We start from the raw sequence: 25559 nt of genomic DNA on the forward strand, positions 1-25559 counted from the left end.
TGAAAAAATTTAAGCCTTAAAAAAACTCAGAAATTTTGAGTTCTTTTTGATTTTTAAATAACTTATTTGAAGTGTTTGGCAATTGAATCCCTCAAGTTTTTAAATAAGCTATAAATTAATTAAAATAATTTTGTGGTTTTAAATAAAGTTTTCCATACATTTAATGCATTGTTTATTAATAGAATAAATTAGTTTATTTAATTTCATGAGCAACTTTTTTGTGTTTTTTTTCAAATGCACAACAAGTTAAAGTTCATTTATGTTTAGTAAATTCGCAAATCTTGAATAAGGAATATGATGCAGAAAAAATTCCCAGAATACAAAGAATTAAATTTAGCGAAAGTAGCAGAAGACGTACTTTCATTTTGGAATAAGGATAAAACCTTTGAAAAAAGCATTCAAACCCGTGAAGGGAATGAAACTTTTTTGTTCTACGAAGGACCTCCATCAGCCAACGGAATGCCAGGGATACACCACGTTTTGGCACGTTCGGTCAAAGACATATTTTGCCGCTACCAGACGCTAAAAGGCAAGCAAGTGAAGAGAAAAGCTGGCTGGGACACCCATGGGCTGCCCGTGGAATTGGGTGTAGAAAAAGAATTAGGCATCACCAAAGAAGATATTGGAGCCAAAATTTCTATAGAAGATTACAACAAAGCCTGTAGAGAAGCGGTGATGCGCTATACAGATGTGTGGAACGAGCTGACAGAAAAGATTGGCTATTGGGTAGATTTAGAAGATCCCTATATTACTTACCAACCCAAGTATATGGAATCGGTGTGGTGGCTGCTCAAAGAAATTTATGACAAAGGACTGATGTACAAAGGCTATACTATTCAGCCCTATTCACCCAAAGCAGGGACTGGCTTGAGCTCGCATGAGCTTAATATGCCTGGGACATACAAAGATGTTTCAGATACGACGATAGTTGCTCAGTTCAAGGTCATTAAAGATTCCAATAAAATTTTTAAAGGCTTAGAAAATTCTATTTATTTATTAGCTTGGACTACCACACCTTGGACGCTGCCATCTAACACAGCATTGACTGTCGGTAAAAATATCGATTATGTTTTAGTAGAAACCTTCAATCAATATACTTTTGAACCTATTTCTGTCATTTTAGCGAAAAGCTTGGTCGGGAAACAATTTGGTAAAGCCTATAAAAAAGCTGAAAATACAGCAGATTTAAATAATTATAAGGCTGGAGATAAAGAAATTCCTTACCAAATTATTAAAGAATTTAAAGGAGCAGATTTGCTCGAGACAAAATATGAGCAATTATTAGCTTGGGCACAACCGTATCAGAATGCAGATAAAGCCTTTCGAGTGATTCATGGTGACTTTGTGAGCACCGAGGATGGCACAGGTATTGTGCACACAGCACCAACTTTTGGTGCAGACGATGCCAAAGTGGCAGAAGAAAACGAAATTCCACCAATGCTGGTGCTTGATGAGAATCAAAACCCAGTTCCCTTGGTTGATTTACAAGGAAAATTCATAGAAACAATGCCTGAGAAATATGCTGGCAAATATGTGAAAAATGAATACTATGAGGACGATAAAGTGCCAGATAAATCTGCAGATGTAGAAATTGCTATTGAACTGAAAGAGCAAAATAAAGCCTTTCATGTAGAAAAATATAAGCACAATTACCCCCACTGCTGGCGAACAGATAAGCCAGTTTTATATTATCCGTTAGATTCATGGTTTATTAAAATTTCAGAGAAAAGACAACGATTGGTAGAATTGAACAATCAAATTAATTGGAAGCCGAAATCCACTGGAGAAGGGCGATTTGGTAATTGGTTGGCAGAAGCAAAAGATTGGAATTTATCACGCTCTAGATACTGGGGAATTCCGTTACCGATTTGGCGAACAGAAGACGGGAAAGAAGAAATTATTATCGGTTCAGTAGCTCAGCTGATGATTGAAATCGAAAAAGCACAAAAAGCAGGAGTGCAAAAAAATAATCCTTTTGAAAATTTTGTTCCGAATGATTTTTCAGAAGAAAATTATGAAAAAATAGATTTGCACAAAAATATTGTAGATAATATCACGCTGATTTCAAATTCAGGCAAGCCAATGAAGCGAGAAAGTGACTTGATTGATGTCTGGTTTGACTCTGGAGCGATGCCTTATGCACAGTGGCATTACCCGTTCAATACAGATAAGAAACTAGAAGAAATTGCCCCCGCAGACTTTATTGCAGAAGGCGTAGACCAAACTCGTGGTTGGTTTTACACGCTGCATGCCATTGGCACCTTGGTTTTTGATCGCTTGACGTATAAAAACGTGGTTTCAAACGGTTTGGTTTTAGATAAAAACGGACAAAAAATGTCTAAACGATTGGGCAACGCTGTAGACCCGTTCGAAACCTTGGCTGTTTATGGCCCAGATGCCACACGCTGGTATATGATTTCTAATGCACAACCGTGGGAAAACTTGAAATTTGATTTAGAAGGAATTGATGAAGTGAGAAGAAAATTCTTTGGGACACTATATAATACCTATTCGTTTTTTGCACTTTATGCCAATGTAGATGGATTCAGAAATCAAGAAGAGCAAGTTCCATTAGAGAACCGCCCAGAGTTAGATCGTTGGATTTTATCTGAACTAAATTCATTGATTCAGAAAACGGATGCATTCTATACTGATTATGAACCGACACGCGTGGCTCGAGCGATTCAAGAATTTGTAGATGACAATTTGAGCAATTGGTACGTGCGCTTGAATCGAAGACGCTTCTGGAAAGGCGACTATACCGAGGATAAAATTTCAGCTTATCAAACGCTTTATCAGGTGCTGAAAAATATAGCTCAATTAGCTTCCCCGATTGCACCGTTTTTCATGGATCAACTTTACCGTGATTTAACCTCGGTGGAGGGGAATGAAACATCAGTACATTTATCTCAATTCCCAAAGGCAGATCTAGAAGCAATAGATGAAGAGCTGCAAGAAAGAACACATTTAGCGCAACGTTCGACTAGTTTACTGTTTTCATTGAGAAAACAAGCAAACCTAAAAGTTCGCCAGCCATTACAAAAAGTGATGATTCCTGCTGACGATGAAACAACCAAAGAACGCCTGAATGCCATTGCAGAGTTGCTAAAACATGAAGTGAATGTGAAAGAGGTACAAATCATAAGCAATGATGAAGCAGCTGATATTTTAATCAAAGAAGTAAAACCAAACTTTAAGAGTTTAGGCCCTAAATTTGGTAAAGAAATGAAAGCAGTGGCACAAGCTATTTCACAAATGAGCCATGCCGATATTCAACAATTAGAGAGAAATGCTGAATTTGAAATCGAAGTAGATGGGCAAAAACATCTTTTGCCGATAAATGATTTTGAGGTGAAAACCAAAGATATCCAAGGTTGGGTAGTAGCCAACGATGGAAATTTAACAGTGGCTTTAGATACAGAATTAAATGAAAACTTAATTTTGGAAGGAATCTCAAGGGAATTGATAAATCGTATTCAAAACATTCGGAAAGAATCTGGGCTAGAGGTAACCGATAGAATTCAAGTTTTCATTGAACCTAACGAAAAACTTCAAAAAACGGTAGAAAAAAATAAAGAATATATCTGCGAAGAAACTTTAACCGATGAGATTGAATTTAAAAATATAAATGTTGGAAATTCCATTGAAATTGACGATATTGGAGTAAAGATTTCCATTGAAAAAAAATAAAAATGAGTTCAGAAAAAGTACGTTATTCAGATACAGAATTAGCAGAATTTAAAGCCTTAATTCTAGAAAAAATTGAAAAAGCAGAGCATGATTTGCAAATTGTACGCGAATCTTTTATCAATAATCAAAATAATGGGACAGATGACACTTCGCCCACGTTCAAGGCTTTTGAAGAAGGTTCAGAAACTATGAGCAAAGAGCAAAACGCTCAATTGGCAGCAAGGCAAGAGAAATTCATTAGAAGTCTTCGGAATGCATTGAGCCGAATTGAAAATAAAACTTATGGAATCTGTCGGGAAACAGGGAAATTAATTAGCAAAGAAAGACTCAAACTAGTTCCCCATGCAACTTTGAGCATTGAAGCTAAAAATCGCCAATAACTAAAATTTTAATTTTGAAAAAAATAACCATAATCACCATCGTTATTGTGGTGCTAGACCAATTGTCTAAATTTTACATCAAAACCAATTTTGAAATCGGAGAAAGTGTTACGATTTTTCAAGATTGGTTTCACTTATTGTTTGTAGAAAACCCTGGCATGGCCTATGGAATGAACTGGGGCGGGCCAATAGGGAAAACTATTTTAGCCATTTCTCGCTGGGTATTCATTTTTGCAATGATATATTTCATCTCACATCAGGGCAAGAAAATGCAAAAACCTCTTTTCAACTGGACTGCCGGGCTTCTACTGGCAGGTGCGCTGGGCAATGTTTTAGACAGCACATTCTACGGGCTGATATTTGACACTGGCACCACATGGAATCCCGAAATCCAAGATTGGAATCGCTTTTACCCAGGTGTTTCAAAAGCAGATTTTAGTGGCTATGCACCACTTTTTCAGGGTTGTGTGGTTGATATGCTTTACTTCCCACTCTTTGATTATTCCATACCAGAAAGCATCCCGTTAATAGGTGGCAAGCAAGGCACTTTTTTTAGTCCAATATTCAATATTGCAGACAGTGCCATTACCATCGGAGCCGTGATTATTTTATTTTTTCATGAACGAATTTTTAGAATCAATTAAATTTTTTAAGGCTTAAAAAAAAATTTTATGAGTAGAGTTTTAACTGGTGTTCAATCGACAGGAACGCCACATTTTGGCAATATTTTAGGAGCAATTTTACCCGCTATACAAATGGCGAATCAATCTGAAAGCGAAAGCTTTCTCTTTATCGCAGACTTGCATTCACTCACACAAATAAAAGATGCTGAGAAATTAAAGGAAAACACTTATCAAACAGCAGCAGCTTGGTTAGCATTAGGTTTAAACCCCGAGAAAACCGTTTTTTATAGACAATCAGACGTGCCGCAAGTTACAGAACTTACTTGGTATTTATTAAACTTTTTCCCATTTCAGCGTTTGACTTTAGCGCATTCTTTCAAAGACAAAGCAGACCGACTAGACGATGTAAATGGCGGGCTGTTCACTTACCCGATTTTGATGGCAGCGGACATTTTGATTTATGATGCAGAAATCGTTCCTGTGGGCAAAGATCAAATGCAGCATTTAGAAATCACAAGAGATGTGGCACAGCGATTTAATCACCAAATGGGTGAAACTTTTGTGATACCAAAGGGAAAGACGAATGAAAATACGATGTACATTCCTGGTACCGATGGACAAAAAATGAGTAAATCTCGCGGTAACTTTATCAATGTTTTTTTATCAGATAAGGCTTTGAGAAAACAAGTAATGTCTATCGAAACAGATAGTACACCGCTCGAAGAACCTAAAGATTGGTCTTCCTGTCATGTCTTTTCTATTTACAAAACTTTAGCTTCCCCGCAGGCGATAGAAGAAATGAAGAAAAAATACGAAGCAGGAAATTACGGCTATGGGCATGCCAAGCAAGAATTATTTGAGCTGATAAAAGAAGAGTTTGCAGAAGCAAGAGAAAAATTTACAAGCTTGATGGAAGATAAGAGCACCATTGATGAAGCTTTGCGTTTGGGAGCAGAACGAGCGAATGAAATTGCCGATGCTACCTTAAATCGGGTTCGAGAAAAATTAGGACTAAATCTAAAAAAAAAATAATAAGCCTTAAAAAATAATCTAATTATAAAAATAATGAATAGAGGTATCAATATTTTATCATTTTATTTAATAAAATGTCTATAATCTTTTTTATAGATTTGCATAAAAATGAATTTAAATGATAAAAGTTTCTGATTCAGCTCGGAAAAAAATAAAAGAACTTTTAGCAGAAGAGAACAAAACGTTTGAAGACAGTTTTGTACGCGTCGGAGTTACCAGCGGAGGTTGCTCGGGATTGTCTTACAATTTGGTTTTTGATTCTCAGCAAAAAGAAAATGATAAATTATTTGAAGATAATCAAGTAAAAATATTGGTGGATAAAAAATCTTTTCTATACCTAGTAGGGACTACCTTAGAATACTCAGGAGGCTTGAATGGGAGAGGTTTTGTTTTTAATAACCCAAATGCGAGTAGGACTTGCGGCTGTGGTGAAAGTTTTGCTGTTTAAAATAAATTCACTACAATAATTAAGTTTTAAAAAAATAAGGCTTAAAAAAATAGAAAAAATGAGTAAATATACAGAAGATGATTTGCGTGTAGAACTCGAATCAGGAAAGGATTATGAATTTGGTTGGAGTACGGATATAGAATATGAGGATTTTCCATTCGGGCTGAGCGAGGAAATCGTAAAAGCAATTTCTAAGAAGAAAAACGAACCAGAATGGATGACCGAATGGCGTTTACAAGCCTATAAAATATGGAAGGAAATGGAAGAACCCGATTGGGCAAATGTGAATTATGAAAAACCTGATTTTCAGAGTTTACGCTATTATGCAGCACCCAAAAAGAAACCTCAACTGAATTCGCTAGACGAAGTCGATCCAGAGTTGCTTAAGACCTTTGAAAAACTGGGGATTTCATTAGAAGAGCAAAAACGATTGACTGGCGTTGCGGTAGATGCTGTTATAGATTCTGTTTCGGTAAAAACAACTTTCAGGGAAACTTTAGCTGAAAAAGGCATTATATTTATGTCAATTTCGGAAGCGATTCAAGAACACCCTGATTTAGTCAAAAAATACATAGGGAAAGTAGTGCCGAGAGGGGATAATTTCTATGCTGCTTTGAATTCAGCGGTTTTCAGTGACGGGTCATTCTGTTACATTCCTAAAGGCGTGCGTTGCCCCATGGAACTCTCGACCTATTTTAGAATTAACCAAGCTGGCACAGGACAATTTGAGCGAACCTTGGTGATTGCAGATGAAGGCTCTTATGTTTCTTATTTAGAAGGTTGTACCGCACCTCAACGTGATGAGAATCAGCTACATGCCGCTGTAGTGGAATTAATTGCGTTAGACAATGCAGAAATAAAATATTCAACCGTTCAAAACTGGTTCCCTGGCGGGAAAGATGGGAAAGGCGGCGTGTATAATTTTGTAACCAAACGCGCTTTGGTAGAGAAAAAAGCAAAGGTTTCCTGGACACAAGTAGAAACAGGATCCGCCGTTACGTGGAAGTACCCGAGTTGTATCTTGAAAGGCGATGATGCTGTGGGCGAATTTTATTCTATTGCGGTAACTAATAATTATCAACAAGCTGATACAGGAACAAAGATGATTCATCTAGGGAAAAACACACGTTCTACCATTATATCTAAAGGAATTTCAGCTGGATTTTCACAAAACAGCTATCGTGGATTGGTAAAAGTGGGAAAAAACGCTCAAAATGCTAGAAATTTCTCGCAATGCGATTCCTTGCTAATGGGGAATAAATGTGGGGCACACACATTTCCTTACATCGAAATTAATAATGATACGGCACAGCTAGAGCATGAAGCGACGACGTCTAAAATTGGCGAAGATCAAATCTTCTATTGTAATCAGCGAGGGATTGATGAGGAAAAAGCCATAGCTTTGATTGTCAATGGATTTAGCAGAGAGGTTCTGAATAAACTTCCGATGGAATTTGCGGTAGAAGCACAAAAATTGTTAGAAATAAGCTTAGAAGGAAGTGTAGGCTAAAAACATTTATACCAAATCAAATTGAATGATTGTATTTTTTCTAAAGCCTTAAAAAAAATAACTTTTTGATTTCATATTTCGTAAAAAAATAAATCATTTTGTTTTTATATAACAAAGAATAATTGTATATTTACTTGAAGAAAAGAAAATAGTTACAATGAGTCGAGCTACAGAAAAAACACGTACAGGAATGTATGAGAATGTGATGCACGAGTTTAATAAAGCTGCGGATAAAATGAATTTAGATCCTGGCGTTAGAAAAATTCTAGCCACCACACAAAATGAAATTATCGTTCATTTCCCAGTGAAAATGGATGATGGAAGTGTAAAGGTTTTTACTGGTTACCGTGTGCAGCACAACAATGCACTAGGACCCTATAAAGGAGGTCTCCGCTACCACCCAACGGTAGATATAGATGCAGCAAAAGCTTTAGCTACTTGGATGACATGGAAAACAGCTTTGGCTGGTTTACCCTACGGGGGCGGGAAAGGAGGAATTCAAATTGATCCTAAAGAATATTCTGATTCTGAATTAGAGAGAATTACAAGAAGATTCACCTATGCGTTGGGTGAAAATATTGGTCCAGATTATGATATTCCTGCACCAGATGTGAATACCAATGCACAAATTATGGCCTGGATTGCAGATACGTATGCAAGTAGTAAAGCACCAGCAGTACGTTTTAAAAACCTTCATGTAGTGACTGGAAAACCTGTTTTCTCTGGTGGATTAGAAGGGAGAGACAGAGCCACTGGATTTGGAGTTGTAACGAGCATCAAAAAATGGGCTGAGAGCAATGGTGTAGACTTAAAAGGTAAAAAATATATAGTGCAAGGCTTTGGAAATGTAGGCTATTGGGCAGCACATTTCATGCACGAAACTGGTGCAAAATTGATTGCTGTGCAAGACCACAGCGGTACAATTTTTAATACTGATGGAATCGACCCAGAAAGTTTAGCTGCACATAGCAAAGAAAATCAAAATAGTATAAATGCTTATTCTCAAGCTGAAAAAATCAAAGATGAAGATTTTTTTGGTTTAGATTGCGATATCGTTATCCCAGCAGCACTCGGGAATCAAATCACGGTAGATAATGCACAACACATCAAAGCTCAGCTAATAGCGGAAGGAGCTAATGGCCCGACTGATAGTGCAGCTGAAGAAATTTTGCTGGAAAAGGGTATTACTATCATTCCTGATATTCTCTGCAATAGTGGAGGAGTAATTGGTTCATATTTTGAATGGTTGCAAAATAAAAGAGCTGAAATATGGAAAATTGATGAAGTCCTAAGTCAATTGGAAGATAAAATTTTAACAGCTTATGATAAAGTAGAGAAAGCAGCAAAAAAATATGAAACAGATTACCGAACAGCTGCTTATATTGTTGCTCTAGAAAGAATAGAAAAAGTTTATAAAGAAAGAGGAGTCTTTCCGTAAATATATTTCTATTTTAAACATAAAAAAGAGGGTTAAACATTAATTAATCCTCTTTTTTATAATAAATTTTTTAAGGCTTAAAAAAAAATCATTCTCTAATCAAAGGCATTGTAGAACAGCGTAAAAGTCCACCCATTTTAGAAATATTCTGATATGGAATTTCCTCTACTTGAATTCCCCATTCATCTCGCATATGGCGATTGAGTCGTGTGAAGTTTTCCTCTGAAACGACCACATCTGGAGCAATGGAAAAAATATTGGGAGCCATGTAAAAGAACTCGTCTTTTGTGATTTCAAATATGTTTTTTCTCCCAAAAAGGTCGATGAGTGTTTCATAGTTTCGAGGGTTGATAAATGCATCTTTGTAAATGATTGCTTTGTCTTTGCCTACTGGCTGGAAGCAACAATCTAAGTGCAAAACACCAGCATATGGGTCGTTATCGTTTTTATGCAATTCCATGTCAATCACCCATTTGTCGGGGAATTTTGTTTTTAACATCTGAATGGCCTTAGCATTAGTACGAGCCGTTTTGTAATGAGGATAATCAGGTTTTTTGTATGTTCCGACAAACATGAATTCATTCCACAAAATTACATCTCCACCCTCAATGTGTTCATCTTCAGCTACTCGAATAATTTTATTCTCACTCACGGAGTTGAAAATTTGTTCAAAAGCCTCTAATTCTTTTTTTCTATCTTCAATGAGATTAGCAATGATGAGTTTTTCATCAATCACAAAGGCAATATCTCGTGCATAAATTTGATTGTAATTTTCGATTTCATAGGGTCTGAAAACTTGCACGGCATGTTTTTTTAGTACATTTTCAAAGATTTTCATTTCCTCTATCACAGCCTGTTGTGTAGGGTAGTCATCATTTAAAACGCTATAAAAAGACTTCGCATCAAAAGTTTCTTTCAGTTCAGGTTTTTGCCCCATACTATACGGATTTCCCAAGACTACAGCTTTGAGCCTAGAGGTTTCATTTTTTATATTTAAAATCATAAATTGCTGAGTTGTTGAAGTTGAATTCCTGTAAAGACTTTTTTGGTATATAAAGGGAAATCAGCATTTTGAATCCAGCTGAAATAACCTCTATCTTCTTGAAAAACTTTTTTCACTTTTTTATTTTTATATTTCCCAAAATTAAAAATTTCATCACCATCTTTATCGTAACCAATGAATCCTGCAAAATCAGCCATTTTGTAATGTTGAGAAAAATCACTTAGAAATTTCAAATCATTTTCTAAGCCTTCATATTTTTCGATTTGAGCTTTTAGGATTTCATAGGTTGCTCTAGTATCTGCCTCGGCAGAGTGGGCGTTCTCTAATTCTTTATGGCAATAGAAAGAATAAGCCGCAGAGAGCGTGCGAGGTTCCATCTTATGAAAAATCACTTGCACATCGACTGGTCGGCATTTCTTCAAATCCAAATCTTGCTCGGCGCGTAAAAGTTCCTCCGCCAGCAGTGGAATATCAAAGCGATTACTGTTAAACCCTGCAATGTCACTGTCTTTCAGTAGTTCGACTATGCGTGGAGCCAAGGTTTTAAAGTCAGGCTGATCTGCCACATCTTCATCTGAGATGCCATGAATGGCGGTGGTTTCTGCTGGAATAGGAATCCCTGGATTGACCAGCCAGGTGTAACTTTCTTGATTACCTGAAGGGAAAACTTTTAGAATTGAAATTTCTACAATTTTATCTTTACTTACATTGACTCCCGTTGTTTCTAAATCAAAAAAGCAAAGAGGTTTATTCAGGTTTAATTTTCGCATAGATTAAAATGTTTTTTTAAAGTTAAAGATAACAAAATATAAATAATAATGATAGGAGCTATGGCTAATTCTCGTAAAAGAAGAAAAATAATAAGGCTTAGAAAAAAGAAAATCAAAATATGAACATTGTTAAAAAAAGGTTTCTTTAAATTTTTAAATGAAAATAAAGGGATTTTGGCGTTTAGTAAGAACCAAGAAAGTGAACTATAGATGATCAAAATAATTCCGTTAACCAATGGGCTAAACGACGCGGAACTGCACCAATAGAAAATCCCGATAGCGAAAAATGTATTGGCAGGTGTCGCTAAGCCAAGAAAATAATCTTTGGGTGTGCCAGCTTGGTTGAAATTCGCTAAACGATAAATACTTGCCGCTGCAATGGCTAAACTTATAAATTTAAAGCCTTCAAAATCAGAGAATTTTGTGAAGCAGTGCAAAATTAAAAAAGAAGGGAATACACCAAAAGTGACGCCATCTGCCAAGCTATCTAAATCCTTGCCAAGTGAAGACGAAACGCCTAATTTCCGAGCAATCCATCCATCTAAAAAATCACCGATTAAAGCTAAATAAATGAACCAAAAAGCTTGCTGAGGTTGCTGATAAACCAATAAAAAATAAATGGCTAAGCACCCGAGAATTAAATTTCCTAGAGTGATGGAATTTGGGATGTGTTGACGAAATTTCATAGCTTACGAAGATAGTGGAATTGAATAAATAAAACGTATAATTTTTTTGAATATAAAGCTTAATGTAAACTCATGAAATCAGAGAAGCCTCTTAAAATTCTATAAAAATTGCTTTGGATCTAAGTAATTCATTAATTTTATCAAAAATTTTTTAAGCCTTAAAAAAAATGTATAGAGCCTATCTACTGAGTCTTATTTCAGGTTTATTGTTTGTCGTATCGTGGCCCACGTACGGGTTTCCTATTTTTCTTTTTTTTTCTTTTGTGCCATTGCTTTTGATTGAAGATCAATTTAGCATCATCAAAGAAATAAAAAATAAGGCTTGGAAAATTTTCACACTTTCATTTATCGCTTTTTTCATTTGGAATTTTTTCACTTATTTCTGGCTAAGTAAAGCACATCCACAAGAAAACCCAACCCAGGCAGAACTAGGGCAGGCTTGGTTTGCCTTTGGATTTGCCAGTGTTGTGAACACGCTATTGATGAGTTTGGCGTTTTTGTATTATCATAAAATTAGGCAAAGGCACGGGAACTTTTATGGTTATTTATTTTTTATTTGTGCATGGTTTGGGTTAGAAAAAATGCACCTCAATTGGGATTTTGCTTGGCCATGGTTGAATTTAGGTAATGGTTTTGCGACATACCATCAGTGGATTCAATGGTATGAGTATACGGGGAGTTTTGGTGGGACGTTTTGGGTTTTATGTGTTAATATTTTAATTTTTCTAAGCCTTCATTTTTTTCTCAATCACCAGAGGAGACGATCTCTTGTTTTTGGTTTAGTTTCAGTTTTGGCAATCGCTTTCCCGTTATTGATTTCTTTATTAATTTATCAAAATTACAAAGAAAAAGGAGCGGAGGAATATGTAGGCTTGATTCAGCCAAAACTTAATCCGTACACAGAGAAATACAATTTGCCTGAAGCTGAAATAGTAGGGCAGATGATTTCACTGATGGGAAAAGAAGATTTGAAACCTGCAAGCATCCTCATAACGCCAGAGACATCTTTCCCAGGCAAGGGGAGTATAGATTACGATGCCATTGCTCAAAATTTAGGTGTACAGATGTTTGAGGAGTTTTTGAGTCAAAATCCACAAAAAGTTATTTTGGCTGGAGTTGATATGACTAAATTTCACCATCAGAAAAATCAACCCAATGAGCGAAGCATTCCGTTAGGGAATGATGCTTGGGCAAACCCGAGCAATGCTGTTTTGCAGATAGAAAATGGAGCGAATGAATACCCCGTTTACAAAAAGTCAAAATTGGTGGTGGGTGTAGAGCTTTTTCCGTATTCAGCTTTTTTAAAACCTTTGCTGGGTAATGTAATGTTAAATTTTGGAGGAGGAGTTTATTCTCTGACGACGCAAAATTCGCCTGAAGTTTTTGAGAATTCTAAGAACAAAGCAAAAATTGCTCCGCTGGTTTGCTATGAATCAATTTTTGGAGAATTTGTTTCGAAATTTGTGAAAGAAGGAGCGAATTTAATCAGCGTATCTACCAATGATTCTTGGTGGGGCAATAGCCAAGGGCATCGCCAGTTGCTAGCGTATGCCAAACTACGCGCGATAGAAAATAGAAGATACGTAGTGCGTGCGGCAAACAGCGGCGTTTCCGCCATTATCAATCAGCGAGGCGATATCGCCCACCAGCTAGATTACGGTTCAGCAGGGGCTTTAGCAGGAAAAGTTAAATTAAACGAAAATAATACATATTATAGTACCTTTGGCGATGCTATAGCCCGGGTAGTCTTGTTGTTTTTAGGTATTTTATTGGGTTATGACCTTTTATATTTAATAGGGAAAAGATTAAATCATGGTAAATCGAAATAAAAATACAGAAATAGCTTATTGACTTTTGAACAAAGAGAGGAAGTTAAGTGGAATAGAAAAATAAATAATTAAAAAAGTATTTGTGTAACTCAAATATTTATCGTTAATTTGCACTCCGTTTTAAACGAAAAAGAATATGTCACGAGTTTGTCAAATTACAGGAAAGAAAGCGATGGTGGGAAACCATGTATCTCATGCGAATAATAAAACCAAAAGAAGGTTTCATATCAACTTAATGAAAAAGAGATTTTATGTACCTTCAGAAGATAAGTGGGTAACGTTAAATGTTTGTGCTCAAGGTTTGAAAACGATTAATAAAATCGGAATAGAAGAAGCTTTAGAGCGTTCAAAAAAAGAAGGGCTTATTAAATAATATTTAAAGTTATGGCGAAAAAAGGCAATAGAGTACAGGTGATATTAGAATGCACTGAACACAAAGACAGTGGAGCAAAAGGAATATCAAGATATATTACAACAAAGAATAAAAAAAACACACCAGATAGATTAGAATTGAAGAAATTTAATCCTATCTTGAAGAAATATACGGTGCATAAAGAAATTAAATAAATTTAGTTATGGCAAAGAAAACAGTTGCGACTTTACAAACAGGTTCAAAAAAATTAACCAAAGTAATCAAAATGGTGAAATCGCCAAAGTCTGGAGCTTATGTATTTGAAGAAAAGGTTTTAGGCGCTGATGATGTAGATAGTTTCTTAAAAAAATGATTTTGAAAGACATATTTAAAAAAGTCGTTGCAAATTATGCAACGACTTTTTATTTTTATACTTTCTACCTAGCAATTTAGATAATTTAGATAAAATGAGTTGGTTTAAAAAAGTTTTCAGTACCGAAAAAAAAGAAACATTAAATAAAGGCTTAGAGAAATCAAAAACATCATTTTTTGATAAAATGAGCCGTGCTGTAGTCGGAAAATCTAAGGTTGATGAAGAAGTTTTAGATAATTTAGAAGAGATTCTCATTACTTCTGATGTGGGAGTAAATACAACCATCAAAATTATTGAAAGAATTGAAGAAAGAGTGGCTCGAGACAAATATGTAAATAGTGCAGAGTTAGATAAAATTTTGAGAGAAGAAATCATGGCTCTCCTCTCAGAGAATAAAACAGAAGATTTTGAAAACTTAAATCTTCCAACACATCCTGATGGGAACCCACATGTCATCATGGTTGTAGGCGTGAATGGCGTAGGGAAAACAACGACGATTGGTAAACTAGCCAATCAATTTAAAAATTTAGGAAAAAAAGTTGTGATAGGCGCAGGGGACACTTTCCGTGCAGCGGCAGTAGATCAAATACAAATTTGGGCAGATAGAGTAGATGTCCCGATCATTAAACAAGCCATGGGATCAGACCCAGCATCAGTAGCATTTGACACAGTACAATCAGCCAAAGCACAAGGGGCAAATGTTGTTTTGTTAGACACCGCTGGGCGATTGCACAATAAAATTAATTTGATGAATGAACTTTCTAAAATTAAAAGAGTTATGCAAAAAGTTATTCCAGATGCGCCTCACGAGGTTCTTTTGGTTTTAGATGGCTCCACTGGCCAGAATGCCTTTGAGCAAGCAAAACAATTTACACAAGCAACAGAAGTAGACTCACTAGCTATTACAAAATTAGATGGAACAGCGAAGGGGGGGGTAGTCATTGGAATTTCAGATCAATTCAATATCCCCGTCAAATACATAGGCGTAGGAGAAAAAGTAGAAGATTTACAAGTGTTTAATAAAGCAGAGTTTGTAGATAGTTTTTTTAAAAAAAATGAAGATGAAAAATAGTATTCTTGTATTAGATTTTGGTTCGCAGTACAATCAGCTCATTGCTCGTCGAGTCAGAGATATGGGCGTTTACGCAGAAGTTGTCCCTTGCAACATTAGCATAGATGAGCTAAAATCCTATCAACCGATAGGCATTATCTTGAGTGGGGGGCCCTCTTCCGTTTTTGCAGAAAACGCAATTAGTATAGACCCAAATATTTTTAATTTAAACATTCCCATTTTGGGGATTTGCTATGGGATGCAGTTGACGGCTCATCTTTTGGGTGGGAAAGTAGAAAAAGGAGTCAAAGGAGAATACGGGAAATCTAAATTCAAAATTTTAAAGCCTTGTAAAATTTTTGAAAATATAAGTGAGGAATCTATCGTATGGATGAGTCATTTTGATGAAGTTGTGCAGGTGCCTTATGGTTTTGAGATTGGTGGGAAAAGTTCAGCCGAAATCGCTTCATTTTTTGATGAAGAGAAAAAAATCTATGCCCTGCAATTTCACCCAGAAGTTTCTCATAGTGAAGAAGGAAGCAAGATTTTAGAAAATTTCGTTTTTAAAGTTTGCGAAGCTTTAAAAAATTGGAAGTTAACTAATTTTCTTGATGAAGAAATTCAAAAAATCCGAGATAAAGTAGGTGATAAAAAAGTGATTTTAGGCTTATCGGGCGGTGTAGACTCCTCTGTAGCAGCTGTTTTAATTCACCGTGCAATTGGAGATCAGCTCACATGCATTTTTGTAGACACTGGCTTGCTGAGGTGGAAAGAAGCTGAAATGGTGATGCAAAGCTATGGAGAATATTTTGATATTAATATCATAAAAATTGATGCCAAAGAAAGATTTTTTAAGAAATTAGAAGGCGTTTCAGACCCAGAAGAAAAAAGAAAAATTATTGGACACGAGTTTATAGCTGTATTTGATGAAGAATCATCTAAAATCGAAGGCGCAGCTTTTTTAGCGCAAGGAACCATTTACCCAGATGTGATAGAATCTCAGTCGATTAAAGGCCCTTCGGCAGTCATTAAATCACATCACAACGTAGGCGGCCTGCCTAAGGAAATGAATTTGAAACTGCTAGAGCCGTTGCGAGAATTATTTAAAGATGAAGTGCGAAAAGTAGGTTTGGAACTAGGAATCCCGCATGAACTAGTTTATCGGCATCCATTCCCTGGCCCAGGATTGGGGATCAGGATTTTGGGTGAAGTAACACCAGATAAAGTCGAGATATTGCAAAAAGCTGATCATATTCTTATAGAAGAATTGCGAAACGCAGATTGGTATGATAAGGTAAATCAAGCTTTTGTTGTTCTTTTACCAGTGAAGTCAGTGGGAGTCATGGGGGATGAGCGAACTTATGAATACACTGCCGTGGTGAGAAGTGCTGATACTGTAGACTTCATGTCAGCAACTTGGTCTAAACTTCCTTATGAGTTATTAGAAAATGTTTCTAGCCGAATAATCAATGAGGTAAAAGGAATCAATCGTGTAGCTTATGATATTTCTTCAAAACCGCCCGCAACAATTGAGTGGGAATAAAAAGGAATTTAACTTTTTTCATGATAAACTAATTTTTTTAAGCCTTAGAAAATTTTTTAAGGCTTAGAAAAATTAGCCTAAAGCTACATCGAGTAACATCATAATAGCAAAACCAAACATGGCACCAATGGTAGAGTAGTCAGTCTCGTTTCCGCGCTGAGATTCAGGGATTAATTCTTCGATGGTCACAAAAATCATGGCACCTGCTGCGAATGACAAAGCGTAGGGTAAAATAGGAGTGACCCACAAAACCAGCAAGGCTCCTAAAACACCAAAAACAGGTTCTACAACGCCAGAAATTTGACCATAATGAAAGGCTTTTAAGCGAGAGAAGCCTTCTCTTCTCAAAGGAACTGAAACGGCAGCCCCCTCTGGGAAGTTTTGTAAACCAATCCCCACAGCTAGTGCGGTAGCCCCCATTAATGCACCAATGCTTGGCTCTTCAGCTAAAACGCCAAAAGCTACGCCCACAGCTAATCCTTCAGGGATGTTGTGTAGCGTAATGGCTAAAACTAAAAGAATGCTTCGCCGCCAATTGGTAGATAAACCCTCTGCATCTTCTTTGCCTCGGCTCATGTGCAAGTGAGGTAAAATTTTATCAATTAATAGTAAAAAACCTCCACCCGCTAAAAAACCAACCACAGCAGGAATATAGGGAATATCACCACTAGCTTCAGCCATTTCAATTGCAGGATTTAGCAAAGACCAAAAGCTGGCTGCTATCATAACTCCAGCGGCAAAACCTAACATGCAGTTTAAAAATTTTTGATTTATTTCTCGAAAGAAAAAAACCATAGCAGCACCTAAGGCTGTAACAAACCAAGTGAATAGCGTTGCTAGAAAAGCTAGAAAAACAGGATTATAATCTAACAATTTTTCCATGAAATAAGTTTTAAAAAAGCGTGTAAAGTTAGTGAAATTCTATCAAGACTATAAAATATAATTTTTTTTAGACTTAAATTTTGGAATTAAAAAAATAATATCTATATTTGCCGTCCAATTGAACCAAAAATAGACCCATGGTGTAACGGTAGCACATCGGTTTTTGGTGCCGCTTGTCGGGGTTCGAATCCCTGTGGGTCTACACTTAATTTTAGCAACTACTTATAAATCAAGTAGTTGCTTTTTTATTTTTGGTGATTTTAGGGCTTTGGTCACGATTTTGGTCACGGTAATTCTAAATTTTATACATATTGAATTTCTTTAAAAGATAACGAATCTTTCTTTGTGGAAAATATTTATTTTCTAAAGAATTCCCTCTTAAATAATTAATTACAAAAGTAAAATCCTAATTTTCTACCCGATGAGTTTTAAAATAAAAACTAACTATTAAAAGGGGGATACAAAAAAAATCACATTTCACATATGCAGAAGAGGTATAGTAAGGAGACACTAACCTCTATTTTTATCTTAAAACAAAAATGCTTGTTGAAAAAATTTAAATATTGAGAAAAACATCCTTATCTTCGCAAAGATTTTAACGATAAATAAAGCGTTGGCTTTTGTTCTGTTGTCAAGGAATCTACCAAATTTCAAACAACAAATACAGAACTAAGAGGTCTAATGCTCATACCGTATAGGCATGGGTTGAGACTATCTGTATTTGTTAGGTTTTGGTAGAACCTCTTGCAACAGATAGATTGATATCCGTGCTTTTTTATTGCAACATATTATTGACATAAAAAGAGTTAGCTTTATTCTGTTGCAAGAGATCTACCAAATTTTAAACAACAAATGCAGAATAAGTTAGCCTAAAATGGTAAAGGGAGGCTGTAATAGGTCTCTTCCTTTACCATAGGGTTTGTATCTGTATGGAATAATGCTCTCGTTCCAGCTCTTTTTGAGTAAAATATTCACATCTCCAAAGGAACAGAGGAGATATCTATTCTGTACGGATATTAGATGGAAGACAGACAGATAAAATCCAAAAAGCGGGTAGCAGACCATGGAGAGGTATTTACTAACGAAAGAGAAGTAAAAGCCATGGTAGACCTTGTGTGGAAAGGGTTAGAAAAAGGTACAGTGGACAAAGTCCTTACTGCTACTTTTTTAGAGCCGTCATGTGGTACGGGTAACTTTCTTATAGAGATTTTACAAAGGAAAATAGCCTTGCTGAAAAAGACCAAGAAAAACAAATCTGATTATGGATTTTACTTGGTGCTGATAGCAGGCAGTCTTTATGGTGTGGAGCTTCTTCCTGATAATACCCAAGAGTGCCGAGAGAGACTTCTCACAGAATTCAAAAAATCTCATCCCCAAAAAGAAGCAGACTATGAGAAACTGATGAAGAGCATTGCGTTCATTATCAGTCAAAATATTATCTGTGGAGATGCCCTTAGCTATACTACGCCAGAGGGAGAGCCTATTGTTTTCACACATTGGTCTGGACTGAATGATAAAAAAATAGTCACTAACTATTTTGACTAAATGGTAAAGGGAGGCTGTAATAGGTCTCTTCCTTTACCATAGGGTTTGTATCTGTATGGAATAATGCTCTCGTTCCAGCTCTTTTTGAGTAAAATATTCACATCTCCAAAGGAACAGAGGAGATATCTATTCTGTACGGATATTAGATGGAAGACAGACAGATAAAATCCAAAAAGCGGGTAGCAGACCATGGAGAGGTATTTACTAACGAAAGAGAAGTAAAAGCCATGGTAGACCTTGTGTGGAAAGGGTTAGAAAAAGGTACAGTGGACAAAGTCCTTACTGCTACTTTTTTAGAGCCGTCATGTGGTACGGGTAACTTTCTTATAGAGATTTTACAAAGGAAAATAGCCTTGCTGAAAAAGACCAAGAAAAACAAATCTGATTATGGATTTTACTTGGTGCTGATAGCAGGCAGTCTTTATGGTGTGGAGCTTCTTCCTGATAATACCCAAGAGTGCCGAGAGAGACTTCTCACAGAATTCAAAAAATCTTATCCCCAAAAAGAAGCAGACTATGAGAAACTGATGAAGAGCATTGCGTTCATTATCAGTCAAAATATTATCTGTGGAGATGCCCTTAGCTATACTACGCCAGAGGGAGAGCCTATTGTTTTCACACATTGGTCTGGACTGAATGATAAAAAAATAGTCACTAACTATTTTGACTATGGTGAACTGTCCAGAAAAGAACAGGGCATGGTTTCTTTATTTGCGGAACATACAGTGAAAGAACCTGTGATAAGGCATTACTTGGAACTCGGTAATCTTTTCTAACAATGAATGCACAAAAATACAATCCCGATGTGCTTACTTGCCTTGCCAATCTGAGTAACGATGAGGTTTTTACACCTCCTGATGTTGCTAATAAAATGTTGGATACCCTGCCCAATGAATTATGGAGTAATCCCGAAACTAAATTCTTAGACCCTTTCTGTAAATCTGGTGTATTTCTGAGAGAGATAGCCAAAAGACTACTGAAAGGTTTAGAAAGCCAAATCCCAGACTTGCAGGAACGCATAGACCATATTATGCACCACCAGCTGTATGGAATAGGCATTACAGAGCTTACTGCTTATCTGAGTCGCCGTAGTCTCTACTGCTCTACCCGTGCTGATGGTAAACACTCTGTAACTGAATTCCCTGATGAGAGTGGTAATATCTACTTTGAGGAAATCTCCCATACATGGGACAAAGCAGGGAAATGTACTTACTGTGGTGTGAATAAAAAAGCCTTTGGAGATGAAAAAAGAGAAGGACTGTCACAACACGCCTACGCCTTTATACACGATAAAAACCCTTATGAAAACATGAACTTTAATGTCATTATAGGAAACCCGCCTTATCAATTAAATGTAGGAGTTGATAAGAAAAATTTTGCTATTCCTATCTATCATAAATTTATCCAACAAGCTAAAAAACTTAATCCTCGTTATTTGTGCATGATTGTACCAAGCCGTTGGTTTGCAGGAGGAAGAGGATTGAATGATTTTCGTGATGAAATGCTCAATGATAAAAGATTGAAAGAAATTCATGATTACCCTAATGCTTCTGATATTTTTTCAGGAGTTGAAGTAAAAGGAGGAATCAATTATTTTCTTTGGGATAGGGATTACAATGGCGATTGTCTCATCAAAACTTATGAAAAAGGAGAGATTATATCTGAGATGACAAGACCGCTCAAAGAAGAAGGGGCAGATACTTTTATAAGGGATAATCAAGCTATTAGTATTTATCATAAAATAAGTAATTTCAAAGAAAAAAGTTTTAGTGAATTTGCAAGTGTTCAAACACCTTTTGGATTATTATCTTCCTTTAAAGCTTATAAAAAGGAACCTTTTGATAATGCTATTAAAGTTTATGGAAATAATTATGTTGGTTATATTAGTAATAATTTAGACATAAAAAATAAACATTGGGTAGATGCTCATAAAATTATTGTACCTAAAGCAGTAGGTTCAGGTAACATGCAGGTAGATTGGGTAAAACCTATCTATGCAGAACCTAATTCTTGTTGTACTCAAACTTATTTAGTGATAGGTCCTTTTGCTAACAAAGAAAGATGTGAAAATGTAATTTCTTACATTAAAACACGATTTTTTAGATTTCTAGTTTTATTGATTAAAAATACACAAGATGGAATGAAAGGAGTTTACCAATTTGTCCCCATACAAGATTTTACAAAAGAATGGACAGACGAAGAACTCTATAAAAAATATGGTTTAACAAAAGAAGAAATCGCCTACATAGAAAAAATGGTGAGACCTATGGAGTAAATTTAATAAAAAAATAAAGAAATATGGAAAGAGAAGAATATGGAAGATATAGTAAACCCGATAAATAACTCCACTGATTTTAATGAATATTTTCCTGAAACAGTATATAAGTACAGAGATTGGAATAACGAGTATCATAAAAAAATAATTACTAATCAAGAGTTGTTTTTTCCCTCTTTTGAAAGTCTTAATGACCCTTTTGATGGAAAGCGCCCATTTATGTTTGATAAATCAGGAATCGACAAAAAAACATATAAAAAAGGATTAAGAAAAAGTAATCCTTTTAAGTATGATAATTTAACTAAAAAGAAAATTGATGAAATGTATAGAAATTTTCAGTCAGGAAAAGATTGGAAATCAATGTTAAAATATCAAATAGAATTTGTAAATAGTATATATGGTATCATGTCTTTAAGTGAAAGCGCTACTATTACGCCTATGTGGGCTCATTATGGAAAGAATCACGAAGGAATAGCAATAGGATTTAATTTAAATGAGTTACAAAAAATAGTTGGCGGGACAATAAGTCGTATTAAATACACTGAAGAATCTGTAAAATTTCCTTTTGGGAATACAGAAGATGTATATAGTTATCAAAATTTATTTTTTACGAAATCTCCCGAATGGAGTTATGAAAAAGAAATTAGAATTTTAAAAACCGATTTTAGTAATAAAAAAATTAAATTAAATGAAAATACAATATCAGAAATTGTTTTTGGTATGAATGCAGAAGCAAAAAATATAGAAGAGATAAAAAGTATAACCAATAAAAATTTTGAAAATGTCACTTTTTTCAAAGTATATAAAAATAATAAAAAATCTGTATTAGATATAAAACCTATATAAAGTGTTTTATTTATAACCAAGTAAAATATTAAAAATATAGAAATTAAACTACTTAATAATGTTCACACAGAATAATATTCCCAGAATATATGCCTATACCGATGAAAGCTATCCTGATATGCTAAAAGTAGGCTATACCACCAAGACCGCAGCAGAGCGTGTAAAAGAGCAATACCCTATAAAAACACCCCGCCAGACTTGGGAAATTGTTTTAGAGGAAATCGCTACCAGAGAGGATGGTACTTACTTTACTGACCATGAACTCCACAAAAGACTGGAGCAGAAAAGCTTTATCCGTGAAGCTGGAGAGTGGTTCCGATGCACCATAGAAGACCTGCAAGCGGTGATTTTAGAAGAGAAAAGAGGCATCAGAAATACAGAAAACCGTAGTCAGAGCTTTGGTATGAGACCAGAGCAGAAAGAGGCTGTGGAGAAGACTGCTTGGTATTTTAATTCTGTGAAAGATGAAGGTGTTATCCCTCACTTTCTTTGGAATGCCAAAATGCGTTTTGGGAAAACCTTTGCTGCTTATCAGCTGGCTCTAAAAATGGGCTGGACAAAAATACTGGTGCTTACCTTTAAACCTGCTGTCCTCAGTGCATGGCGGGAGGATTTGCAGACTCATATAGATTTTGAGAATTGGCAGTTTGTCTCTAACCGAGAGGAAGACCTCAGCGTAAAAGATATAGACAGCACAAAGCCTTTTGTGTATTTTGGTTCTTTCCAAGACCATCTGGGAGAGGATAAAAAAACAGGCGGAATAAAATCTAAAAACGAATGGGTACATAAGGAGGACTGGGACTGTGTGATTTTTGATGAATACCATTTTGGTGCATGGCGGGATAAGTCTAAAGACCTTTTTGGCAAAGAAGAAAAGGAAGAAATAGAGGAAATACAGCAAGAGATAAAAGAGCTGGAAGCCGAAGAGTCTGGTAAAGCAGAGAATTTTAGTTATTTTGATGAAGGGCTATTACCTATCACTACCAAGCATTATCTTTATCTTTCAGGAACTCCGTTTCGTGCCATCGCAGGGGGAGAATTTATAGAAGAACAAATCTATAACTGGACTTATTCTGATGAGCAAAAAGCTAAAGCAGAATGGCAGGGCGAGAACAATCCATATGCTTCACTCCCAAGAATGGTCATGATGACTTATCAGATACCTGATGAAATAAAGAATGTAGCTGCTAAAGGAGAGTTTGATGAGTTTGACCTCAATACTTTTTTCTCAACCGAGGGAAAAAATAAAGAGGCTGTTTTCAAATATGAAGATGAGGTACAAAAATGGCTGAACCTTATCCGTGGACAATTTTCGGGCAATATAGAATCTGACCTAAAACTAGGTAGAAGTAAAAACTTTATGCCTTTTTCAAATGTTAAATTATTGGAAATTTTACAACACACATTTTGGTTTCTGCCCAATGTAGCATCCTGCTATGCTATGGCAAATTTATTAGGTAAGACACAGAATAATTTTTTCCATGATTATGATATTGTTGTGTGTGCAGGAGAAAAAGCAGGAATAGGTGTAGAAGCACTGAAACCTGTGAAAAAAGCTATGGGAGATCCATTAAAAACTAAGACCATTGTCCTTTCTTGTGGAAAACTGACTACTGGAGTATCTGTACCTCCTTGGTCAGGGATTTTAATGCTGAGAAACACTTCCAGTCCAGAGACATATTTCCAGTCTATTTTTAGGGTGCAGACACCTTGGGTTATTAAAAACCCAAATGGAGACAACCCAAACCAGCAAGAAATTATCAAAAATGAATGCTATGTATTTGATTTTGATGTCAATCGAGCCTTAAAACAAGTAGCATCTTATGCCTATAGCCTTAATGTTAATCCTAATGCTTCTCCAGAAGAAAAAGTGACAGAACTAATTAGCTTTCTGCCTGTTTTAGCATATGATGGAAGTAGTATGAATGCTTCAGATGTTTTAGATTTGGCAACTAGTGGAACTTCTGCTACTTTATTAGCAAGAAAATGGGAGTCAGCTCTCTTAGTGAATGTAGATAATGTTACTTTACAAAGACTGTTAAACAATGAAGAAGCCTTAAAGGTATTAGAAAGAATAGAGGGGTTTCGAAGTCTGAGCCAAGATATAGAAACCATCATCAATAAATCTGAAAAAGTAAAGAAAACGAAGAAAGAGTTAGCAGAAGCAGGTGTAGAGATGGATACTAAAACAAAAAAAGAAATAACGGAAGAAGAAAAAGAATACAAGAGTAAAAGGAAACAGATTCAGGAGAAATTGATAAAATTTGCAACAAGAATTCCTGTCTTTATGTATTTGTCTGAACATAGGGAGCAGACTCTTAGGGATGTTATTACTAAATTAGAGCCTGAGCTTTTCAAAAAAGTAACAGGGATAGAGGTAAAAGATTTTGAACTCCTGCAAAATTTGGGACTGTTTAATAGTGTGATGATGAATGATGCTGTATTAAAGTTTAAATATTACGAAGATGCCTCACTTGCCTACACAGGAAAAGCTACTTATGAAGGCTTACGATTCATAGGGGCGTTTGATACAGTAGTTCCTGTCAAAGAGTATGTAGAGGAATAAGCCTTATACCTAATTATAAGCTATATATAATTGTGTGACTATGTAAAAAAGTACCATATGAATTTAAAATGTTTTTTTTGTTCTTGGTCAAGCCTTTTTATTTCAGCTCCAAGTGTTCTTAATTGTCGTTCTGTTTCTCGTTTTTGGGTTTGCCACTGGGCAATATTTTGTTCTCTAATGGTGGAAATTTGTTTTTGAAGCCCTTGATAATGATAAAAAACTTTATCATATTCTGCACGAGGTGTTACGCCTTGATTAAGTAATAAAGTCGCTCGGTCTAAATCTTTTTTAGCCAAAGAGAGTTCGGTTTGGATTTGAGCAATACGCTCTTGCATTGCTCCTACATCCCTTTGGTATTGTCCTGTTTGTAAGCCTGTAAAATTCCCAGCAGACAATTTAGTAAGGTCTGAAAGTTGAGCATTATAATCTGCCCTTTGGTTCTGCTGAAATTGTTTCTGTGTATCTAATTGCTCGGCAGTAATAATGAACAAAGTGTCCCCTTTGCTAATATTTTGATTGTTTTTTTCTAAATGATTTTGAATAACTCTACCACTAACCATTACAGAAATAGAAACATTCTCTTTTGAATCACGAACTATCCCACGAGCAGATGTGGAAATGGGGATTTTGATAAAAGGCAATGAAACAAATGCTCCTATGATAAGTATTAGGAGAATAGAGTATATAGAAGTTTTTTTCATTTTTAATCATTCTAAA

23 protein-coding genes and 1 tRNA gene are annotated in these 25559 nt (G+C 35.7%); 19 read left to right on the top strand and 5 right to left on the bottom strand.

Annotated features, from left to right (window positions below; genetic code table 11):
* The first annotated feature begins 297 nt into the window (after positions 1-297).
* The 7 genes from ileS (at position 298) to D5J18_RS06965 (ending at position 9121) form a co-directional block, all read left to right on the top strand.
* The gene (gene ileS / locus D5J18_RS06935; RefSeq protein ID WP_119058583.1) at positions 298-3690 is read left to right on the top strand and encodes an isoleucine--tRNA ligase; all 3393 of its coding nucleotides are present in this window, start codon (positions 298-300) and stop codon (positions 3688-3690) included.
* Between the two features lie 2 nt (positions 3691-3692).
* Positions 3693-4070, top strand: coding sequence for a TraR/DksA family transcriptional regulator (locus D5J18_RS06940; RefSeq protein WP_119058284.1), 378 nt, complete (start codon positions 3693-3695; stop codon positions 4068-4070).
* A gap of 14 nt (positions 4071-4084) precedes the next feature.
* Complete coding sequence (locus D5J18_RS06945; protein WP_119058285.1) at positions 4085-4714, top strand: lipoprotein signal peptidase; 630 nt, start codon at positions 4085-4087, stop codon at positions 4712-4714.
* Positions 4715-4741: 27 nt separating this feature from the next.
* Positions 4742-5725, top strand: coding sequence for a tryptophan--tRNA ligase (gene trpS, locus D5J18_RS06950; RefSeq protein ID WP_119058286.1), 984 nt, complete (start codon positions 4742-4744; stop codon positions 5723-5725).
* A gap of 118 nt (positions 5726-5843) precedes the next feature.
* On the top strand, positions 5844-6173 hold the full coding sequence (locus D5J18_RS06955; RefSeq protein ID WP_119058287.1) for a HesB/IscA family protein: 330 nt from the start codon (positions 5844-5846) through the stop codon (positions 6171-6173).
* A 58-nt stretch (positions 6174-6231) separates the two neighbouring features.
* Positions 6232-7683 (top strand): Fe-S cluster assembly protein SufB, encoded by a 1452-nt coding sequence (gene sufB / locus D5J18_RS06960; protein ID WP_119058288.1) that lies wholly within the window; start codon positions 6232-6234, stop codon positions 7681-7683.
* Positions 7684-7840: 157 nt separating this feature from the next.
* Positions 7841-9121 carry a Glu/Leu/Phe/Val family dehydrogenase gene (locus D5J18_RS06965; protein ID WP_119058289.1) on the top strand — a complete coding sequence of 427 codons (1281 nt, stop codon included), beginning with the start codon at positions 7841-7843 and terminating at the stop codon, positions 9119-9121.
* 88 nt (positions 9122-9209) lie between these two features.
* On the opposite strand, the gene D5J18_RS06970 is transcribed toward D5J18_RS06965, so the two are convergent.
* From D5J18_RS06970 to D5J18_RS06980, 3 genes are read right to left on the bottom strand one after another with little or no spacing between them, the layout of a single operon-like run.
* Positions 9210-10124, bottom strand: a complete 915-nt coding sequence (locus D5J18_RS06970) for a dimethylarginine dimethylaminohydrolase family protein (protein WP_119058290.1) — start codon at positions 10122-10124, stop codon at positions 9210-9212.
* Positions 10121-10894, bottom strand: coding sequence for a 3'-5' exonuclease (locus D5J18_RS06975; protein WP_119058291.1), 774 nt, complete (start codon positions 10892-10894; stop codon positions 10121-10123). The genes D5J18_RS06970 and D5J18_RS06975 overlap by 4 nt, the downstream gene beginning before the upstream one ends.
* Positions 10882-11580, bottom strand: a complete 699-nt coding sequence (locus tag D5J18_RS06980) for a CDP-alcohol phosphatidyltransferase family protein (protein ID WP_119058292.1) — start codon at positions 11578-11580, stop codon at positions 10882-10884. Before D5J18_RS06980 ends, D5J18_RS06975 begins: the two co-directional genes overlap by 13 nt.
* A 167-nt stretch (positions 11581-11747) precedes the next feature.
* On the opposite strand from D5J18_RS06980, the gene lnt reads away from it, so the two are divergent.
* The 6 genes from lnt to guaA all read left to right on the top strand — a co-directional run bounded on the left by lnt (position 11748) and on the right by guaA (position 16728).
* Positions 11748-13409, top strand: a complete 1662-nt coding sequence (gene lnt / locus D5J18_RS06985; RefSeq protein WP_119058293.1) for an apolipoprotein N-acyltransferase — start codon at positions 11748-11750, stop codon at positions 13407-13409.
* Between the two features lie 136 nt (positions 13410-13545).
* The gene (gene rpmB / locus D5J18_RS06990; RefSeq protein WP_119058294.1) at positions 13546-13782 is read left to right on the top strand and encodes a 50S ribosomal protein L28; all 237 of its coding nucleotides are present in this window, start codon (positions 13546-13548) and stop codon (positions 13780-13782) included.
* Between the two features lie 11 nt (positions 13783-13793).
* Positions 13794-13976 carry a 50S ribosomal protein L33 gene (gene rpmG, locus D5J18_RS06995; RefSeq protein WP_119058295.1) on the top strand — a complete coding sequence of 61 codons (183 nt, stop codon included), beginning with the start codon at positions 13794-13796 and terminating at the stop codon, positions 13974-13976.
* A gap of 8 nt (positions 13977-13984) precedes the next feature.
* A complete protein-coding gene (locus D5J18_RS07000; protein WP_119058296.1) occupies positions 13985-14134 on the top strand; it encodes a DUF4295 domain-containing protein in 150 nt (49 codons plus the stop codon).
* Between the two features lie 94 nt (positions 14135-14228).
* Positions 14229-15206: a signal recognition particle-docking protein FtsY gene (gene ftsY, locus D5J18_RS07005; protein WP_119058297.1), complete on the top strand. Its 978-nt coding sequence runs from the start codon at positions 14229-14231 to the stop codon at positions 15204-15206.
* Complete coding sequence (guaA, locus tag D5J18_RS07010) at positions 15196-16728, top strand: glutamine-hydrolyzing GMP synthase (RefSeq protein WP_119058298.1); 1533 nt, start codon at positions 15196-15198, stop codon at positions 16726-16728. The genes ftsY and guaA overlap by 11 nt, the downstream gene beginning before the upstream one ends.
* 72 nt (positions 16729-16800) lie before the next feature.
* Here guaA and D5J18_RS07015 read toward each other — a convergent pair whose 3' ends face one another.
* Entirely contained in the window at positions 16801-17610 is an 810-nt protein-coding gene (locus D5J18_RS07015; protein WP_119058299.1) for a ZIP family metal transporter, read from the bottom strand.
* A gap of 131 nt (positions 17611-17741) precedes the next feature.
* Here D5J18_RS07015 and D5J18_RS07020 point away from each other — a divergent pair.
* The 6 genes from D5J18_RS07020 (at position 17742) to D5J18_RS07045 (ending at position 24842) form a co-directional block, all read left to right on the top strand.
* Positions 17742-17812: transfer RNA gene (locus D5J18_RS07020), tRNA-Gln, on the top strand.
* 818 nt (positions 17813-18630) lie between these two features.
* Positions 18631-19155 carry a DNA methyltransferase family protein gene (locus D5J18_RS07025; RefSeq protein ID WP_119058300.1) on the top strand — a complete coding sequence of 175 codons (525 nt, stop codon included), beginning with the start codon at positions 18631-18633 and terminating at the stop codon, positions 19153-19155.
* Positions 19156-19301: 146 nt separating this feature from the next.
* Positions 19302-19931 (top strand): DNA methyltransferase family protein, encoded by a 630-nt coding sequence (locus D5J18_RS07030; RefSeq protein WP_119058301.1) that lies wholly within the window; start codon positions 19302-19304, stop codon positions 19929-19931.
* Positions 19932-19933: 2 nt separating this feature from the next.
* The gene (locus tag D5J18_RS07035) at positions 19934-21430 is read left to right on the top strand and encodes an Eco57I restriction-modification methylase domain-containing protein (RefSeq protein ID WP_119058302.1); all 1497 of its coding nucleotides are present in this window, start codon (positions 19934-19936) and stop codon (positions 21428-21430) included.
* Positions 21431-21469: 39 nt separating this feature from the next.
* On the top strand, positions 21470-22276 hold the full coding sequence (locus D5J18_RS07040) for a DUF2971 domain-containing protein (protein ID WP_119058303.1): 807 nt from the start codon (positions 21470-21472) through the stop codon (positions 22274-22276).
* A 58-nt stretch (positions 22277-22334) separates the two neighbouring features.
* On the top strand, positions 22335-24842 hold the full coding sequence (locus D5J18_RS07045) for a GIY-YIG nuclease family protein (RefSeq protein WP_119058304.1): 2508 nt from the start codon (positions 22335-22337) through the stop codon (positions 24840-24842).
* 38 nt (positions 24843-24880) lie between these two features.
* Here the strand turns inward: D5J18_RS07045 and D5J18_RS07050 are convergent, their stop codons facing one another.
* Positions 24881-25543 (bottom strand): HlyD family secretion protein, encoded by a 663-nt coding sequence (locus D5J18_RS07050; protein WP_119058305.1) that lies wholly within the window; start codon positions 25541-25543, stop codon positions 24881-24883.
* Between the last annotated feature and the right edge of the window lie 16 nt (positions 25544-25559).

Origin of the sequence: Candidatus Ornithobacterium hominis, from assembly GCF_900538215.1 — a bacterium.
Lineage (GTDB): Bacteria > Bacteroidota > Bacteroidia > Flavobacteriales > Weeksellaceae > Ornithobacterium > Ornithobacterium hominis.